The organism is Streptomyces sp. NPDC101152 (genome assembly GCF_044768275.1).
Lineage (GTDB): Bacteria > Actinomycetota > Actinomycetes > Streptomycetales > Streptomycetaceae > Streptomyces.
In genome coordinates, this window is the sequence record NZ_JBIWPO010000072.1 from 1 (window position 1) to 16,812 (window position 16,812).

The 16,812-nt window shown below is 71.9% G+C and carries 14 protein-coding genes and 1 pseudogene; 5 read left to right on the top strand and 10 right to left on the bottom strand.

Features of this window, described 5'->3' with window-relative positions:
- The 3 genes and pseudogenes from ACIRVK_RS41805 to ACIRVK_RS41815 all read right to left on the bottom strand — a co-directional run.
- Window positions 1-128, bottom strand: a pseudogene (locus ACIRVK_RS41805) (MBL fold metallo-hydrolase); the annotation flags it as partial.
- A gap of 52 nt (window positions 129-180) precedes the next feature.
- Window positions 181-798 (bottom strand): DsbA family protein, encoded by a 618-nt coding sequence (locus ACIRVK_RS41810; protein WP_404256783.1) that lies wholly within the window; start codon window positions 796-798, stop codon window positions 181-183.
- A gap of 117 nt (window positions 799-915) precedes the next feature.
- Complete coding sequence (locus ACIRVK_RS41815) at window positions 916-1,419, bottom strand: MarR family winged helix-turn-helix transcriptional regulator (RefSeq protein ID WP_404256785.1); 504 nt, start codon at window positions 1,417-1,419, stop codon at window positions 916-918.
- Between the two features lie 275 nt (window positions 1,420-1,694).
- On the opposite strand from ACIRVK_RS41815, the gene ACIRVK_RS41820 reads away from it, so the two are divergent.
- From ACIRVK_RS41820 to ACIRVK_RS41830, 3 genes are all read left to right on the top strand, one after another.
- A complete protein-coding gene (locus ACIRVK_RS41820; protein ID WP_404256787.1) occupies window positions 1,695-2,744 on the top strand; it encodes a LacI family DNA-binding transcriptional regulator in 1,050 nt (349 codons plus the stop codon).
- A gap of 133 nt (window positions 2,745-2,877) precedes the next feature.
- Window positions 2,878-3,021: a hypothetical protein gene (locus ACIRVK_RS41825; protein ID WP_404256789.1), complete on the top strand. Its 144-nt coding sequence runs from the start codon at window positions 2,878-2,880 to the stop codon at window positions 3,019-3,021.
- 47 nt (window positions 3,022-3,068) lie between these two features.
- Window positions 3,069-4,580, top strand: a complete 1,512-nt coding sequence (locus ACIRVK_RS41830; RefSeq protein ID WP_404256791.1) for a glycoside hydrolase family 43 protein — start codon at window positions 3,069-3,071, stop codon at window positions 4,578-4,580.
- Window positions 4,581-4,643: 63 nt separating this feature from the next.
- On the opposite strand, the gene katG is transcribed toward ACIRVK_RS41830, so the two are convergent.
- Window positions 4,644-6,842, bottom strand: a complete 2,199-nt coding sequence (gene katG, locus ACIRVK_RS41835) for a catalase/peroxidase HPI (RefSeq protein WP_404256793.1) — start codon at window positions 6,840-6,842, stop codon at window positions 4,644-4,646.
- 25 nt (window positions 6,843-6,867) lie between these two features.
- Window positions 6,868-7,305: a Fur family transcriptional regulator gene (locus ACIRVK_RS41840; RefSeq protein ID WP_404256795.1), complete on the bottom strand. Its 438-nt coding sequence runs from the start codon at window positions 7,303-7,305 to the stop codon at window positions 6,868-6,870.
- A gap of 175 nt (window positions 7,306-7,480) precedes the next feature.
- Between ACIRVK_RS41840 and ACIRVK_RS41845 the strand changes: the two genes are divergently transcribed.
- Entirely contained in the window at window positions 7,481-7,891 is a 411-nt protein-coding gene (locus ACIRVK_RS41845) for a hypothetical protein (RefSeq protein WP_404256797.1), read from the top strand.
- A gap of 95 nt (window positions 7,892-7,986) precedes the next feature.
- Here the strand turns inward: ACIRVK_RS41845 and ACIRVK_RS41850 are convergent, their stop codons facing one another.
- The 5 genes from ACIRVK_RS41850 to ACIRVK_RS41870 form a co-directional block, all read right to left on the bottom strand.
- Window positions 7,987-8,655 (bottom strand): plastocyanin/azurin family copper-binding protein, encoded by a 669-nt coding sequence (locus tag ACIRVK_RS41850; protein WP_404256799.1) that lies wholly within the window; start codon window positions 8,653-8,655, stop codon window positions 7,987-7,989.
- The gene (locus tag ACIRVK_RS41855; RefSeq protein WP_404256801.1) at window positions 8,643-9,158 is read right to left on the bottom strand and encodes a hypothetical protein; all 516 of its coding nucleotides are present in this window, start codon (window positions 9,156-9,158) and stop codon (window positions 8,643-8,645) included. Before ACIRVK_RS41855 ends, ACIRVK_RS41850 begins: the two co-directional genes overlap by 13 nt.
- A 104-nt stretch (window positions 9,159-9,262) precedes the next feature.
- Window positions 9,263-10,291 carry a plastocyanin/azurin family copper-binding protein gene (locus ACIRVK_RS41860; RefSeq protein WP_404256803.1) on the bottom strand — a complete coding sequence of 343 codons (1,029 nt, stop codon included), beginning with the start codon at window positions 10,289-10,291 and terminating at the stop codon, window positions 9,263-9,265.
- A 74-nt stretch (window positions 10,292-10,365) separates the two neighbouring features.
- On the bottom strand, window positions 10,366-11,679 hold the full coding sequence (locus tag ACIRVK_RS41865) for a CopD family protein (protein ID WP_404256805.1): 1,314 nt from the start codon (window positions 11,677-11,679) through the stop codon (window positions 10,366-10,368).
- Window positions 11,676-12,299: a hypothetical protein gene (locus ACIRVK_RS41870; RefSeq protein WP_404256807.1), complete on the bottom strand. Its 624-nt coding sequence runs from the start codon at window positions 12,297-12,299 to the stop codon at window positions 11,676-11,678. Before ACIRVK_RS41870 ends, ACIRVK_RS41865 begins: the two co-directional genes overlap by 4 nt.
- A 401-nt stretch (window positions 12,300-12,700) precedes the next feature.
- Between ACIRVK_RS41870 and ACIRVK_RS41875 the strand changes: the two genes are divergently transcribed.
- On the top strand, window positions 12,701-16,807 hold the full coding sequence (locus tag ACIRVK_RS41875) for a molybdopterin-dependent oxidoreductase (protein WP_404256809.1): 4,107 nt from the start codon (window positions 12,701-12,703) through the stop codon (window positions 16,805-16,807).
- The last annotated feature ends 5 nt before the right edge of the window (window positions 16,808-16,812 follow it).

The following is a 16,812-nucleotide window of genomic DNA, read 5'->3' on the forward strand; positions in this document are numbered from 1 at the left end:
CCGTCGGCGCGGGTGAAGGCGGCGTCCACCAGCAGCGCCTCGCTCTCGCCGGTGACGAGGGTGGCCGTCTTGTTCTTGCTGCCGGCCGGGAAGTCCAGGTCCAGGACCTTGAAGGAGAGGGTGCTCATGGGTCTCGGCTCCTTGCAGAGAGGGGGCGGGAGGGAAGGGAAGGCGGACGGGTCAGGGGACTCGTACGGCGGCCAGGCGCCGGACGACCTCCTCTGCGGTGGCCTGTCCGCGGGCCAGGACCGTGACCCGGTCGTCCTCGACGGCGAGCAGGGTGGGGAAGCCGGTGACGCCCAGTTCGGCCGCGCGGTGGAAGTCGTCCGCCGCGGCGCGGTCCGCCTCGGGGGACTCGAAGGCGGCGACCACGGCGTCGGCGTCCAGGCCGGCCTCCGCGGCGACCTTCCGGTAGGTCGCGGGGTCGGACAGGCTCAGGCCGTCGACGTAGAAGGCCTGCTGGAGGGCTGTGGCCAGTTCCGGCGCGCGGTCGGGGGCCGCCCGGCGCAGGGCGGCGACGCCGCGGGCGGCCGCCTCGGAGTCCATCACGAACGAGCCGTCGGCGATCAGCCGCTCGTAGGCCTCGCCGAACTCGGCGCCGGTCAGCTCGGCGATCCGGGCGTTGGCGCCCTGGACGTAGCCGAACTCCCGGATCGGGACCCGGCGCGGCCCGGTGAACAGACCCCCGGAGACCACCTCGACCGGCAGGTCGGGGTGGCGGGAGACGACCTCGCGCAGGGTCGGCGAGAAGCCGTGCGACCAGCCACAGTAGGCGTCGAAGGCGTAGACGAGCTGCATCGAAGACCTCGGCAATGGTGCGGCGCCCGCGGAGTGCGAGCGGTTCGCCTGAGAAAACAGTAGCTGACTTGTCAGATATTTCCCTGTGGGTGTGACGGCAGCCACACCGTTGTCCGCTCAGGGCAGGCGGGGCAGCTCGTCCCGGGCGGAGTGGCTCAGGATCCGCAGGTCCTCGGCGAACCGCTCGCGGTCCTCCGGCGGCAGCGGCTCCAGGAAGAAGCGGCGGATGTTCTCCACGTGCAGCCGGGAGGCGCGTACCGTCGTCTCCTCGCCGAGGGCGGTCAGGCGGACCAGCCGGCCGCGCCGGTCGCCGGGATCCTCGGCCCGCTCGACCAGTCCGGCCGCCTCCATGCGGTCCACCAGGCGGGTGGCCCCTCCGGTGGTCAGCACCTGTTCCTGTGCGATGGCCCGCATCGACAACCCGGGATCCCCCGCGCGACCGAGGATGAGCAGCACCTCGAACATCAGATGACTGATGCCGTGCTCCTGCTCCAGCGAGCGTCCCAGGAGGTACTCCAGCCGGTTCGCGGCGCCCTGCAACCGGCCGAAAGCCAGCACCAGCGCGTTGTTCGCGGCCTCCTTCGACGACGAGATCTCCGCCGCCCCACCTACAGCGTCCATCCACTGATCATGCCGCGAATCCGGCCGGCGCACCTACGGTCTGCCGCGCACGCGGGCGCATCCGGGCCGCTGCCTCAGCTCCAGCAGCCCCCGTCGCGCGGCCTCGGTGACCGCCGCCGCCCCTGTTGGCGTGGCGATGGAAACTTTCGTTAGATGGGGCAGAGAAATTAACATGGCGATGTGCTTGGGGCCCCCGCTCCGTCGCTGAGAGATGTGAGAATGACCAGGCACCATCACGGCGCGGTGCGGGCGGTTCGACGATCGGGAAGGCCACCTTGGCGCAGAACGCAGCAGACGGACCGGCGGCCCGGGACGGCGGGCGCGGCGACGCCCCCAGGTCGGTCACGATCGCGTACATCGCGGAGTCCGCTGGGGTGTCAGTACCGACCGTCTCCAAGGTGCTCAACGGGAAGTCGGGCGTGTCCGCGGACACCCGGGCCCGGGTCGAGGAGCTGATCAACCGGTACGGCTACCGGAAGCCGTCCGGGTCCCAGCGCAGCAACGTCGTCGAGCTGGTCTTCCGCGAGCTCAGGGACATGTGGGCGGTCGAGATCATCCGGGGCGTGGAGCGGGTGGCCCGGCAGCACCGCGTCGGCGTCCTGGTGTCCGAGTTCGGCCTGCACGACAGTGCGGCGCCGACCTGGGAGGACACGGTCTCCCGGCGCCCCAGCTGCGTGCTGTCGGTGGCGCAGCTCTCGGAGGCGGAACGCGCCCAACTGACGGCGAAGGGGATCCCGTTCGTCGTCTTCGACCCGATCATGGAACTGCCGGACGACGTCCCGTACGTGGGCGCCACGAACTGGTCCGGCGGCCGGACCGCGACCCGTCACCTGACCGGGCTGGGCCACCGGCGCATCGCGATGATCAGCGGTCCCGAGAGCCAGCTGTGCTGCTCCGCCCGGCTGGACGGCTACCGCTCGGCGCTGCAGGCCGCCGGCCTGCCCGTGGACCCGGAGATCGTGGTGCACGCGGGCCTCACCCGGGAGGACGGCTGCGTCGCGGCGCACACCCTGCTGGCCCTGCCGGACCGCCCGACGGCGATCTTCACGGCCAACGACCTGCAGGCGCTGGGCGTCTACCAGGCGGCACGCGAGAGGGGCCTGCGCATTCCCGACGACCTGAGCGTGGTCGGGTTCGACGACCTGCCGGTCGTCGCCTGGGTCGACCCGCCCCTCACCAGCGTCCACCAGCCCCTGACCGAGATGGCGGTGGCCGCCACCGAGCTGGCCCTCACCCTCGGCCGCGGCGAGGAGGCACCGCAGGTCGGGCTGGAGATCGCGACGACGCTGACGGTCCGGGCCAGCACGGCCCCGCCCAAGGGCTGACGTACGGAGCGCCGGCCCCGCACGGGCCATTGACCGCGTTCACGCGTGTGGCTAACCTCCGCTGGAAACTATCGGAGATTCGAGCGCGAAACTTTCTCGCCGATGTGGAGAGCAACGGCACGACTGCTCCCGGGTGACCACGGTCGAGGGGCGCGAGCGACCGTGCTCGTACCGCGAGAACGCCATGTCGATCGGGTCGGCGGCGATGGGCAGCGCGACCCGTCAGACCGTCGCGGCCTACTCGATGGTGGTGGTCCAACTGCACCGCGCCCCCTGAGAGCCGGCCCGAGGCAGGCAGGGGCCGGCCCCGTGAAAGGAATCGATGTGTCGAGCGCTCCCGAGAGGGACACCACGTTCAACAACCCGGTGATCCCGGGATTCCACCCCGACCCGAGCGTCTGCCGGGCCGGCGAGGACTACTACCTCGCCTGTTCCAGCTTCGAGTACTTCCCCGGCATCCCCGTCTTCCACAGCCGGGACCTGGTGCACTGGACCCAGATCGGCAACGCCCTCGACCGGCCGAGCCAACTGCGCCTCCCGCCCGGCACCCCCGCGTCCGGCGGGCTCTACGCGCCCACCCTGCGCCACCACGACGGCCGCTTCTGGCTGATCGTCACGAACGTCAGCGGCGACGGCAACGTCCTGTTCACCGCCACCGACCCGGCCGGGCCCTGGTCCGATCCGGTCAGGCTGCCGGGGGTGCACGGCATCGACCCGGACCTGGCCTGGGACGAGGACGGCACCTGCTGGTGCACGGTCGCGGGGGTGAGCCAGGTCCGCATCGACCCGTACACCGGGGAGACCCTCGGCGAGCCGCAGCGCCTGTGGTCCGGGACCCCGGGCGCCAAGGCCCCGGAGGCACCGCACCTCTACCGCATCGGCGAGTACTGGTACCTGCTCATCGCCGAGGGCGGCACCGAACGCTGCCACGGCGTGTCGATCGCCCGGGGCCGCACCCCGAACGGCCCCTTCGAGCCGTGCCCGGACAATCCGATCCTCACGCATCGCGGCACCGAGCACCCCATCCAGAACACCGGTCACGGCGACCTGGTGCAGGGGCCGGACGGTTCGTGGTGGATGGTCTTCCTCGGAGTCCGGCCGCGCGGCGGCACACCGGGCTGGCACGTACTGGGCCGGGAGACCTTCCTGGCCCCGGTGAACTGGACCGACCGCTGGCCGGTCGTCGGCGAGGTGTCACCCGTCATGGCCGCACCCCCGTGGCCGCTCGAAGAGCCGGCCGCCCGGCCGGTCCGGGACGACTTCGACCTCAGCGAACTCGCCCACTACTGGATCTCGCCGCGGTCCCGCCCCGCGGAGCACTGCACGACGAAGGAACGGGCCGGCTGGCTGAGCCTGCGGGCCCGGGGCGGATCGCTCGACGACCCCGAGGTCACCTTGGTCGGCCGGCGCCAGCAGCACCACTCCTGCCGCACCCGTGCCCTGGTCGATCCGGCCGAGGGACGCGGGGGCCTCGCCGTGCGGTTCGACGAGGAGCACCACTACGAGATCGAGACGGCGGACGGCGAGGTGCGGGTCCTGGCCCGCATCGGGCCGCTGCGCTCGGTGGTGGCCTCCCGCCCGGTGGCCGCCGGCCCGGTGGTGCTCAGGATCGACACGGCCGTCACCCGGGAGGTCACCGAGGCGCGCCAGGGCCCGGACACCGTCTCGCTCGGCGTGGAGGACGCGAAGGGCACCTTCGACGTCCTCGCCGCGCTGGACGGCAGGTACCTCTCCACCGAGGTCGCCGGCGGCTTCACCGGGCGGGTCATCGGCCCGTACGCCGTGGCCGGGACCGTGCACGTCGACTGGGTCGACCACGAAGAGGTGCCGGACTGAGGCGGGCGGAAACAGACCAGGCCGGCCCGTGCGGGCCGGCCTGGACGTGCGGTACGGCGAGGATCAGACGAGGTCGAAGCGGTCCGCGTTGGAGACCTTGACCCAGGCGGCGACGAAGTCGTTCACGAACTTCTCCTTCGCGTCGTCGCTCGCGTACACCTCGGCCAGCGCGCGCAGCTCGGAGTTCGAGCCGAACACCAGGTCGGCGCGGCTGCCCGCCCACTTGAGCTCGCCGGTGGCGTCGTCACGGCCCTCGAAGGTGTTCTGGTCCTCCGAGGTCGCCCGCCAGGTGGTGCCCAGGTCCAGCAGGTTGACGAAGAAGTCGTTCGTCAGGGCGCCGGGGGTCTTGGTGAAGACACCGAGCTGCGAGTTCTGGTAGTTCGCGCCCAGCACCCGCAGACCGCCGACGAGGACCGTCAGCTCGGGGGCGCTCAGACCCAGCAGGTTCGCCCGGTCCAGCAGCAGGTACTCGGCCGGCAGGCGGTTGCCCTTGCCGAGGTAGTTGCGGAAGCCGTCCGCGGTGGGCTCCAGCGCCTCGAAGGACTCGGCGTCGGTGTGCTCCTGCGTGGCGTCCACCCGGCCCGGCGCGAAGGGCACCTCGATGTCGTGACCGGCGTCCTTGGCGGCCTTCTCCACGGCGGCGGCACCGCCGAGGACGATCAGGTCGGCCAGGGAGACCTTCTTCGCGCCGGAGTTCGCGTTGAACTCCTGCTGGACGCCCTCGAAGACGCGCAGCACCTGGGCCAGCTCGTCGGGCTCGTTGACCTCCCAGCCGGACTGCGGCTGCAGCCGGATCCGGGCGCCGTTGGCACCGCCGCGCTTGTCGCTGGTGCGGTAGGTGGACGCGGACGCCCACGCGGTGGACACCAGCTGCGCGACGGACAGACCCGAGTCGAGCAGCTTGGCCTTGAGGGCCGCGATGTCGGCGGCGTCGATGAGCTCGCCCTCGGACTCCGGCAGCGGGTCCTGCCAGATCAGCGTCTCCTCGGGGACCTCCGGACCGAGGTACAGCGACTTCGGGCCCAGGTCACGGTGGGTCAGCTTGAACCAGGCGCGGGCGAAGGCGTCCGCGAACTGGTCGGGGTTCTCGTAGAAGCGGCGCGAGATCGGCTCGTAGATCGGGTCGAACCGCAGCGAGAGGTCCGTGGTCAGCATCGTGGGCAGACGCTTCTTGGACGGGTCGTGCGCGTCGGGGATGATCGCCTCGGCGTCCTTGGCGACCCACTGCTTCGCGCCGGCCGGGCTCTCGGTGAGCTCGTACTCGTACTCGAAGAGGTTCCTGAAGAAGCCGTTGCTCCACTGGGTCGGCGTGGCGGTCCAGGTGACCTCCAGGCCGGACGTGATCGCGTCGCCGCCCTTGCCGGTGCCGAAGGTGCTCTTCCAGCCCAGGCCCTGCTGCTCGATCGGGGCGGCCTCGGGGTCGGCGCCGACGTGGTCCGCCGGGCCGGCGCCGTGGGTCTTGCCGAAGGTGTGGCCACCGGCGATGAGGGCGACGGTCTCCTCGTCGTTCATCGCCATCCGGCGGAACGTCTCACGGATGTCGCGGGCCGCGGCGATCGGGTCCGGGTTGCCGTTGGGGCCCTCGGGGTTGACGTAGATGAGGCCCATCTGGACCGCGCCGAGCGGGCTCTCCAGTTCGCGGTCGCCGGTGTAGCGCTGGTCGTCCAGCCATACCTTCTCAGGACCCCAGTACACGTCCTCCTCGGACTCCCACACGTCCTCGCGGCCGCCGCCGAAGCCGAACGTCTCGAAGCCCATGGACTCCAGGGCGACGTTGCCGGCGAGGATCATCAGGTCGGCCCAGGACAGGCTCTTGCCGTACTTCTTCTTCACCGGCCACAGCAGACGGCGGGCCTTGTCCAGGTTGCCGTTGTCCGGCCAGCTGTTGAGCGGGGCGAAGCGCTGCTGACCGGCGCCTGCGCCGCCGCGGCCGTCGCTGATGCGGTAGGTGCCCGCGCTGTGCCAGGCCATCCGGATCATGAACGGGCCGTAGTGGCCGAAGTCGGCCGGCCACCAGTCCTTGGAGTCCGTGAGCACCTCGGCGATGTCCTGCTTCACGGCCGCGAGGTCGAGGCTCTGGAAGGCCTCGGCGTAGTCGAAGTCCTCACCGAGGGGGTTCGCCACCGCGGGGTTCTTGGCGAGGATCTTCAGATTGAGCTTCTCCGGCCACCACTGGCGGTTTCCACCGCCCTGGGTGGGGTGCAGGGCGCGGTCGTGCGCCACCGGGCACTTCGCCTCTGCGGCGGGGGTGTTCTCGGACATGCGAATCCTTCCGGGGGTTCGGTGCTCAGGCCGTGCGTGCGGTGGAACAGTCGGGACACAGGCCCCAGTAGATGACCTCGGCCTCGTCGATCGCGAAACCGCGGTCGTCGGACGCGGTGAGGCAGGGGGCGTGACCGACCGCGCAGTCGACGTCGAAGACGGCGCCGCACGAGCGGCACACCAGGTGGTGGTGGTTGTCGCCGACCCTGCCCTCGAACCGGGCCGGGCTGCCCGGCGGTTCGATGCGGCGTACGAGGCCCGCCGTGGTGAGCGCGTGGAGGGCGTCGTACACGGCTTGCAGTGATATGTGGCCGACGCGTGAGCGCACCCCCGAGGCGATCGCCTCGGCGTCGAGATGGTCACCGTCCCGGACGGTCTCGAGCAGTGCGACGCGGGCGGCCGTCACCCGCAGGCCCGCACCGCGCAGCTCAGCGGCGGTGTTCGGAGGCTGGGGCGTGGTCATGGCGGCCAACCTACCCCGTTAAACACGAACGCTTCAAGAAAACGAAGAGTACAAGTTTGGTGTCGTCCCGGGGAACGCGCGCAGTTCAAGGGATTCGCACCACTGTTCACGCCTACGGGTGAATCCGGGAAAATCTGTCCGTTCTGCGCCCGGCGCGTGCGCTCTGCTGGACCGCGTGGGTGTCTTCGTGCTGTGCGCGTGGGTGTTGACGGCGAGCCTGGGCGGCTATCTGGCCTCGGTGTGGATCCGCCACGGCGGTCTGCGGCAGCGCGCGTCGGGGGTGACGCGGCTGCCGCTGTGGCTCGTCGGGGGGCACGTACTGCTCGCCGTGGGCGGTCTGGCCTGCTGGACCGCCTACCTCGCGGGCGGCATCCGCGGCACGGCCTGGGCGGCCTGCGCGGTGGTCCTGATCGTCGCCGCGTTCGGCTTCATGATGCTGCTGCGCTGGCTCCCCAGCTCCGGCCGCCATTCCCACGGCCGCAGGACCGCCGAACGCCACTTCCCCCTCACCGCGGTGGTCGCCCACGGCACGTGCGCGGGCGCCACGGTGCTGCTGGTCGTCCTGGTGGTGCTGAGACAGGCGTGAGCCAGAGGCGGCCGGCAGGAGACATGACGGCGACCCCCGCGACCGCAGCGGCGGGTCGAGGGGGTCGGGTCGGCGGTGCCGGGGCAGGCGTGGACTCAGCCGGTTTCGGGGTCCTCCCCGCGGGCCGTGGCTGAGCGGGAGCCGACCAGGAGGAGACAGAGGACGGCCACGCCCGCTACCACACCGGTCAGGAGGAGCAGCGGATCCAGGGGGCGGGTGGGGGAGGCGGCTGTGCTCTGGGCGTTCAGGGTGGGCTGGGGCGGGGTGGAGAGGGTGGGGGAAGGCGCGGCGGACTGGGCCGTCGTGGGCTTGGACTGGGCCGGGGTCATCGACGGCATCGTTGACGGGGTGGGGCGGCTCGCCGGTACGGCCGCCGGGGCCCGGTGTGTTGGCGGGTGCGTGGCCGGGGCGGGGGCCGGCTCGACGACGAGCTGGGCCGTCATGCCCGGGTGCACCGTGCAGAGGTAGCCGTAGGTGCCCGCGGCCGTGAAGGTGTGGCTCCAGCTGCCGCCCTTGCTCAGCATCGGGGAGTGGATCGAGGCGGGACCGGAGGTGGTCTCGACGTCGTGCGGCGCCTGGTCCTGGTTGGTCCAGGTGACCGTGTCTCCGGCGGTGATCGTCAGCGAGCGGGGCGCGAACGCGTAGCCGGACATGACGACCTGGTGCGTGGTGGCCGCCTGTGCCGCCGGCGCGGGCAGCACGGTGACGGGGCCGGCCACGAAGAGCGCGGCCACCAGGACGCGCGGTGCGGTCAGGCGGCGCATGTGAACTCCGCGGCGACGAGCAGCCGGACGCCGGCCGCGGGGCGGATGCGGGGCAGGGTCAGGCCCGTCGTGCGGCGCAGGGCGCGGTACGGCAGCCGGAGGGTGCCGAGGACCAGGAGCCGGTCTGCGGTGCGCTCGACCACGCGGAAGCCGAACACGACCTGCGCCGGGTCGCCGGCCAGGGCGAGTTCGCCCGGCACGTGCAGCCGCGTGGCCTCGTCCGTGGGCGTCAGGCTCGTACTGGCGAAGGTGAGCACCCGGCCGCCCAGCGGCCGCCCGGCCAGTTCCAGGCGCAGCGCGCAGTCGTCGGAGTCGGGTGCCACGGTGAGCGTCGCGTCCAGGGCGGTGAGCCGCCGCCGCAGCGTGGTCAACGGGCCGACGTGGGCGGTCAGTTCGACGATGCAGCGGTCCTCGGCGGCGGTGTAGGTGCCGGGGTCGGGCAGCCAGTCGGGCCCCGGAGGCGGCGGCGGGAGAACGGCTGTGGGAAGAGTCTCGGTGGTCATCTCGGCACCTCGGTGGGCGAGCGGAGCGACGGGCGGGGAGAATGCAGGGGCGGCGGGCCGGCCGACTGCGACTCGGCCGGCCCGCCGTGTCCTGCTGTGGGGGATCAGCAGGAGTTGGTGATGTAGTTCTCGGTCGGGGCGAGCAGGTGCTCGGCCCAGACGGTGTGCATCTTCACGTACGCGTCCGGGTTGAGGATGTCCGTGAGCTGCTGGCTCAGCGGCTCCTGCAGGTGCGCGGTGTTGATGTGCTGGAGCAGCACGCTGAGCGTGTCGTCGGAGACGCTGCCGGCGCCGTTCACCGCGGGCGTGAGGATCGACTCCAGCCAGACGGTGTGCATCTTCAGGTAGCTGTCGAGCTGCAGCGCGTCCTGCACCTGCTGGCCCGGGGACTGCTCCAGGTGCGCCTTGTCGATGTGCTGCAGGATCGGCAGCAGCACCTGCTGGACGCTGACGCACTGCCCGTCACCGCCACCGCTGCTGCCACCGGAGCCGCTGCCCCCGGAGGTCGAGCCACCGGTGGAGCCGCCGGTCGATCCGCCGGTCGAGCCACCCGTCGACCCGCCCGTGGAGCCGCCGGTGGACCCACCCGTCGACCCGCCGGTGGACCCACCCGTGGACCCGCCGGTCGAGCCACCGGTGCTGCCGCCACCCCCACCGTCGCCGACCACGGTGATCGAGGCCGTCATGTCCGGGTGCACCGCGCAGTAGTAGTCGTAGGTGCCGGCCTTGGTGAAGGTGTACGACCAGCTGTCACCCTTCTGCAGCGTGCCGGAGTCGAACTTGGCCGGCCCGCTGGTGGTGGTGACCGTGTGCGGAGCGTTGTCGTCGTTGACCCACTTCACGGTCTGGCCGACCTTCACGGTCAGCTTCGGCTTGCTGAACGCGTAGTTCTTGATGTCGATGGTGTAGTCGGCCGCCGGGGCCTTGGCGGACGTCGTTCCCATGTCCGCCATCGAGTGCGCCGCAGCGGCCGGCTGGGCGGTCTGCGTGGCCGCGGCCCCCGTGGACGCCTGCAGCAGGCCGAGCCCGACGGCGGCCGCGACGCCCGCGCCCACGCCGGTGGCCAGCAGTACCTTGTTGCCCAGCCGGGAGCGCCGGTGGCTCGGGGGAGCGGTGGTTTCTTCGGTGTGCATGGAGGTGCTTCTCCCTTGTGAGGTTCCCCCGGAGGGGGTCCCTGTCGGGTGACAGGGGTCGGGACAGGCGCCGGTCAGCGGCCGGGGGCCGAGGTGACCAGCAGACTCGTCGCGGCCAGCACGACGAGGACGAGCCCCGTCTCCGCCGCGACCGAGTGGACGAAGGGCCGTACCGTGGCGCGGTCGCCGCGCAGCAGCACGGCGATGTCGAGCCGCGTCCGCACCCAGCCGCGGCTGCGCTGCGCGATCGCCAGCACCAGGGCCAGGACGGCGAGTTTGAGCAGCAGCAGCCGCCCGTACCCGGTGTCGACCAGGGCGCCGAAGGACCCGACGACCTGCCAGGTCAGCACCGCCCCGGCGGCCACGATCGCCGCGACCGACACCCCGGCCAGCGTGGAGTAGCCGGACACGACGGCCGAGAGTTCCTCGGGCCGGCGCCGGGGCAGCACCCCGAACAGCAGCAGCGTCAGACCGCCGAGCCACAGCGAGACCCCGAGCAGATGGACCAGGTCGGCCACCGCGCCCCAACCCGGGTGCGTGCCCTCGGAGTTGTGGCCGGTCATGCTCGTCGTCCGCAGCAGCCCGACTGTCACCGCCAGCGCGCCGACCCGCCAGCCGGGCGAGCGTGCCGTGCGGTCCCCGCCCTGCAGGACGGCCGCCAGCACGATCGCGGCGAGCACCCACATCAGCACCCGGCAGGCGGCCACGACGCCGACCTCGGTGCCCAGCAGGCCGGTGTAGGTGGCCCGGCGGAACACGTCGCCGAGCGAACCCGTCGCGCCGTACGCGCTCTGCAGCCCGGGCGTCACCAGGCTCGCCGCGAGGCCGACGGCCCAGGAGAGCGCGAGGATGCGGCGGGTACGGCGGTCCCCGGCGCCCTGCGGCCACAGCAGCGCGAGGAAGGCCAGGCCGCCGACGTACAGGGCGAGGGCGAGGTAGCCGAACCAGCGGGCGGTGAGCCAGGCCGTGTGCACCGTCTCGGACGGCCGCGGCAGGGGCGGCGCGGCGGAGTCGGCGGCGGACGCCTTGGCGGTGAGGCGGAAGGAGAGCGCCCCGGACGTGGAATGCCCGTCCTGCATGTCCAGGACCTGCCAATCCAGGGTGAGGCGGTCCTGGCCGGAGGTCTTGGGGACGGTGACCCGTACCGCCTTGTCGCTGTCTGCGCGGGTCACCGTCAGCGGTCTGCCCGCCGCCCTCACGTGGACGTCGGCGAGGTCGACCGGCTCGCTGAAGCCGAGGGTCACGTTGGCCGGGGTGTGCGCGAGCCGGGTGCCGTTCCTCGGGGTCGAGGACACCAGTTCCGTGTGCGCCGACGCGGGCGGCGCGGCCAGCAGCAGGGCCGCGAGGGCGGCCAGGACGACGGCGAACAGGGAGGGGACGCGTCTCACGGCAGCACCTCCGGTATCACCGAGGGCGAGGCGGCCACGCCGACGCAGATCGACGAGAGGGCGCCGGCCGACGGCGAGGGCGACGGGCTCGCCGCGCCCCCGCCCAGCAGACCGTCCAGCAGACCGGTCACCGGAGCGACCGCACCCTTCAACAGCGGCTGTACGAGGCTCACTTCACCCGGGCTGCAACTTCCCGACGGCGAGGGGGTCGGCGTGGGAGACGGCGAGGGAGAGGTCCCCCCGGTGCCGCCGCTATTTCCGCCCGCGCCACCCGCGCCGCCCGTCCCGTGGCCGTGGCCGCTTTCCCCGCCGGTGGACGAGGAGCCGTCGGAAATCGGAATTCCGGCGCCGCTCCCTCCGGCCCAGTAACCGCCGGCCGAACCCGCTCCGTAATTCCCGGTGGCGGTGTCGGGAGGCCCGGTCTCGGAACGGGCCGTCGGCTGATGGGACGTGGGAGGGACGGCGGAGGCCGGCGGCGTCGCGGTGTCGACGGTCGTCGTGCCGGGGGCCCCGATGCCCGAGGCGTATCCGAGGACGACGACGACGGCCGCGACGAGCGCGCCCGCGACGATCTCGTCGCGATGGTCTCCCGGCCAGGATGCCCTGGCGAAGAAGGACATGGCCCCTCCTGACGCTGTACGTGAACGGCGGTGACGAGGAGTGGACCGGCGAGACGATTCCCGACCGCTACGCGTCAGTTAATCGATCGTTTCGTGTCCTCATTTCCGACCGGGTGGGCGTTGTGAGAACGGACCTCACCGCCCCAATGCGTGCATTGCATTCCGTGAAGAAACCGGAGGGAGTGTGAATTCGAACGCGCGCGGCATTCTTTTCTTCACTGAATCACCGTGAACGCATATGCCGAAGCGATCGCGGTGGCAGAAGGCCCTCTCACAGCATGGACCGCAGGCCTGTGCGGGCCGCGTAACCCCTGCTGACCGGCTCAGGAGACACCCGTGTAATGGGCATTTCGTACCGTCACCAAAGCTCCATACGTACGGGACGACCAGGGAAGGCGGGGGTGCCGGTGGCGAAGGTGCGGACGGTGTGCTCCTACTGCGGTGTGGGCTGCGGTCTCGTCCTCGACGTGGGCCGCGGACCGGACGGAGGCCGTACCGTCCTGAAGGCCTCCGGCGACAAGGAGCACCCGGCGAACTTCGGCCGGCTGTGCACCAAGGGCGCGACCACCGCCGACATGCTCGCCGCCCCCGGCCGCCTGACCACCGCCCTGCGCAGGCCCGAGCGGGGAGCGGAACCCGTGCCGACCGGTGTCGCATCGGCGATCACCGAGACCGCCCGGCGGCTGCGGGAGATCGTCGACGAGCACGGCCCGGACGCGATCGCCTTCTACGTCTCCGGGCAGATGGGCCTCGAGGCGCAGTACCTGGCGAACAAGCTGGCCAAGGGGTTCGTGCGGACCAACCAGATCGAGTCCAACTCCCGGCTGTGCATGGCCAGCGCCGGCACGGGCTACAAGCTGTCGCTCGGGGCGGACGGCCCTCCGGGCTCGTACCAGGATCTCGACAAGGCCGACCTGTTCCTCGTCATCGGCTCCAACATGGCCGACTGCCACCCCGTCCTCTTCCTGCGCATGATGGACCGCGTGAAGTCGGCGGGCGCCAAGCTCATCGTCGTCGACCCGCGCCGCACCGCCACCGCCGCGAAGGCCGACCTGTTCCTGCAGATCAGGCCCGGAACCGATCTCGCCCTGCTCAACGGGCTGCTGCACCTGCTGTACGAGAACGGGCACACCGACGCCGACTTCATCGCCCGGTACACCGAGGGCTGGGAGGAGATGCCCGCCTTCCTCGCCGACTACCCGCCCGCCACCGTCGCCGAGCTCACCGGCATCCCCGAGCACGACATCCGCGAGGCTGCCCGGCTGATCGGCGAGGCGGGGGAGTGGACCAGCTGCTGGACCATGGGCCTCAACCAGTCCACGCACGGCACCTGGAACACCAACGCCCTGGTCAACCTGCACCTGGCGACCGGCGCCATCTGCCGCTCGGGCAGCGGTCCCTTCTCCCTCACCGGCCAGCCCAACGCCATGGGCGGACGCGAGATGGGGTACATGGGACCGGGGCTGCCCGGACAGCGTTCCGTGCTCGTCGCCGAAGAGCGGGCGTTCGTCGAGGAGTTGTGGGAACTGGCGCCCGGGACCCTGCGCGCCGACGGCGTGGGCAGGGGCACCGTCGAGATGTTCCAGAAGATGGCCGACGGCGAGATCAAGGCCTGCTGGATCATCTGCACCAACCCGGTCGCCTCCGTCGCCAACCGCAGGACGGTCATCGAGGGCCTGGAGTCCGCCGAGTTCGTCGTCACCCAGGACGTGTTCGCCGACACCGAGACCAACGCCTACGCGGACGTCGTCCTGCCCGCCGCCCTGTGGACCGAGACCGAGGGCGTCCTCGTCAACAGCGAACGCAACCTCACCCTCGCCCCGCCCGCCGCCGACCCGCCGGGCGAGGCCGTGGCCGACTGGCGGATCATCGCGGCCGTCGCCCGCGAGATGGGCTACGAGGAGGGGTTCTCCTACGACAACGCCGAGGAGGTCTTCGAGGAGATCAAGCGGTTCTGGAACCCGAGGACCGGCTGGGACCTGCGCGGGGTGACCTACGAGCGGCTGCGCCGCACACCCGTGCAGTGGCCGGCCGCGACCGAGGACGGACCCGACCGCAACCCCGTGCGGTACGTGGACGAGGACGGCTCCCTCTCCTTCCCCACCGCGAGCGGCCGCGCCGCCTTCTTCGCCCGCCCGCACCTGCCCGCCGCCGAGATGCCGGACGACGACTATCCGTTCGTCCTCAACACCGGGCGCCTGCAGCACCAGTGGCACACGCTGACCAAGACGGCGAAGGTGGCCAAGCTCAACAAGCTCGATCCCGGGCCCTTCGTGGAGCTGCACCCGTGGGACGCGGCCGAACTCGACGTCGTCGACGGCGACTCGGTGGAGGTCGCCTCGCGGCGCGGGCGTGCGGTGCTGCCGGCGGTGGTCACCGACCGGGTGCGGCCGGGAAGTTGCTTCGCCCCCTTCCACTGGAACGACCTGTTCGGGGAGTACCTCAGCGTCAACGCCGTGACCAGCGACGCGGTCGATCCGCTGTCCTTCCAGCCCGAGTTGAAGGTGTGCGCGGTGTCGCTGACCAAGGTGTCGAGGCCGGTCGCCGTGCGAACGCCGGTGCCGCAGACGCCGGTTGTGGAGGAGGCGGACTCGGCGCCGGCCCTGGTGCCCGCCCATGCCGTCCCCTCCGCCGCCGCGGGCGTGTTCGGGCTCGAAGCCACGCCGCCGCCCGTCCTGACCGCGCCCGAACGCCAGTACCTGGTGGGCTTCCTGGCCGGCATCCCCTCCGGTGCCCTCGGTGTCCCGGTCCTGCCGCCGGACGCGCCCTTCAGCCCGGACCACGCCCTGTGGGTGAACGGCGTGCTGGCCGGCATGTACTCCAGGGCGACGGCCGCGACCGAGGCGCGGCCTGACCCCGTCCCGCACCGTGAGGTCGTCATCCTGTGGGCCTCGCAGACCGGCAACGCCGAGGACTTCGCCGCCGCCACCGCCGAACGCCTCAAGACGGTCGGACACGCCGCCTCGCTGCTCGGCATGGACGAGGCCGACCTCGCCACCCTGCCCGCCGAGGCCGACCTGCTGCTGATCAGCAGCACCTTCGGCGACGGTGACGCCCCCGACAACGGCGCCGGCTTCTGGGAGACCCTGGCCGCGTCCGACGTACCGGGCCTGGCCGGGCGGCGCTACGCCGTCCTGGCCTTCGGCGACTCCTCCTACGACGACTTCTGCGGCCACGGCCGGCGCCTGGACCAGCGGCTCGACGAGCTCGGCGCACTGCGCCTGGCCCCCCGCGCCGACTGCGAACCGGACTACGAGGACACGGCGCACGCCTGGCTCGACCAGATCCTCACCGCCCTGTCCGGCCCACCGCAACCGGCCGTGACCTCGGCACCCACCTCACCACCCGCCCCCGCGCCGGCCACCCGGCCCGCTCCCCGCTCACGCCGGCCGGCCCCCGTCACCGCCCGCCTCACCGGCAACCGTCTGCTCAGCCTCCCCGGGGCCGGCAAGGAGGTCCGCCGGTTCACCTTCGACACCCGCGACAGCGAGAGCCCGCTGCTGTACGAGGCGGGTGACGCGCTCGGCGTCCAGCCGCTCAACTCCCGGGCGCTGGTGGAGGAATGGCTGGCCGTCACCGGCCTGGACGCGGACACGGCGGTGGAGGTGAACGGGTCGGGCGAGGTCCCGTTCGGCGACGCGCTGTCGCGCGACCTCGACATCACCCGCGTCACCCCGGCCCTGCTCCGCTTCGTCGCCGAACGCGCCCATGACCCACGGGAGTTGAAGAAGCTCCTGCGGCCCGACAACAAGGGCGAGCTGGCCAGGTGGTCCTGGGGGCGACAAGCCGTCGACGTGGTGGCCGAGTACGGCGTGCGGGCCGGGGCGCGGGAGTGGGCCGGGGTCCTGGGGCGCCTGCAGCCACGGCTGTACTCCATATCGTCCAGCCCGCTGACCGACCCCCACCTGGTCTCGCTCACCGTCTCGGTCGTCCGTTACGAGAACCTGCACGGCCGTCTTCGGCACGGCGTCTGCTCGCCCTTCCTGGCCGACGCCGAGCTGGCCACCCCGGTCCCCGTGCACGTCCAGCGCACCGCGCACTTCCGCCCGCCGGCCGACCCCGCGACGCCGATGGTCATGGTCGGCCCCGGTACCGGGATCGCCCCCTTCGTCGGCTTCCTGGAGCAGCGCCGGGCCCTCGGCCACCGGGGCGCCAACTGGCTGTTCTTCGGCGAACAGCACCGGGCGACCGACTTCTACTACGAACAGGAGCTGACCGGGTTCCTCGCCGACGGCACCCTCGACCGCCTCGACACCGCCTTCTCACGGGACCAGCGGGCCAAGGTGTACGTCCAGGACCGGATGCGCGAGCACGGCCCGCAGCTGTGGTCGTGGTTCCAGGAGGGCGCCCATTTCTACGTCTGCGGCGACGCCTCCCGCATGGCCAAGGACGTCGACCAGGCGCTGCGGGACATCGCCGTGGTGCACGGGGGCCTGGACGAGGCGGGGGCGGCGGCCTACGTGAAACAACTGGCGGCGGACAAGAGGTATGTACGGGACGTGTACTGACTACT

What these genes read in the sequence shown, in the direction of transcription:
- ACIRVK_RS41810 (WP_404256783.1), bottom strand. Translation starts at nt 798, where the DNA reads ATGCAGCTCGTCTACGCCTTCGACGCCTACTGTGGCTGGTCGCACGGC.
- ACIRVK_RS41815 (WP_404256785.1), bottom strand. Translation starts at nt 1,419, where the DNA reads ATGGACGCTGTAGGTGGGGCGGCGGAGATCTCGTCGTCGAAGGAGGCC.
- katG (WP_404256793.1), bottom strand. Translation starts at nt 6,842, where the DNA reads ATGTCCGAGAACACCCCCGCCGCAGAGGCGAAGTGCCCGGTGGCGCAC.
- ACIRVK_RS41840 (WP_404256795.1), bottom strand. Translation starts at nt 7,305, where the DNA reads ATGACCACGCCCCAGCCTCCGAACACCGCCGCTGAGCTGCGCGGTGCG.
- ACIRVK_RS41850 (WP_404256799.1), bottom strand. Translation starts at nt 8,655, where the DNA reads ATGCGCCGCCTGACCGCACCGCGCGTCCTGGTGGCCGCGCTCTTCGTG.
- ACIRVK_RS41855 (WP_404256801.1), bottom strand. Translation starts at nt 9,158, where the DNA reads ATGACCACCGAGACTCTTCCCACAGCCGTTCTCCCGCCGCCGCCTCCG.
- ACIRVK_RS41860 (WP_404256803.1), bottom strand. Translation starts at nt 10,291, where the DNA reads ATGCACACCGAAGAAACCACCGCTCCCCCGAGCCACCGGCGCTCCCGG.
- ACIRVK_RS41870 (WP_404256807.1), bottom strand. Translation starts at nt 12,299, where the DNA reads ATGTCCTTCTTCGCCAGGGCATCCTGGCCGGGAGACCATCGCGACGAG.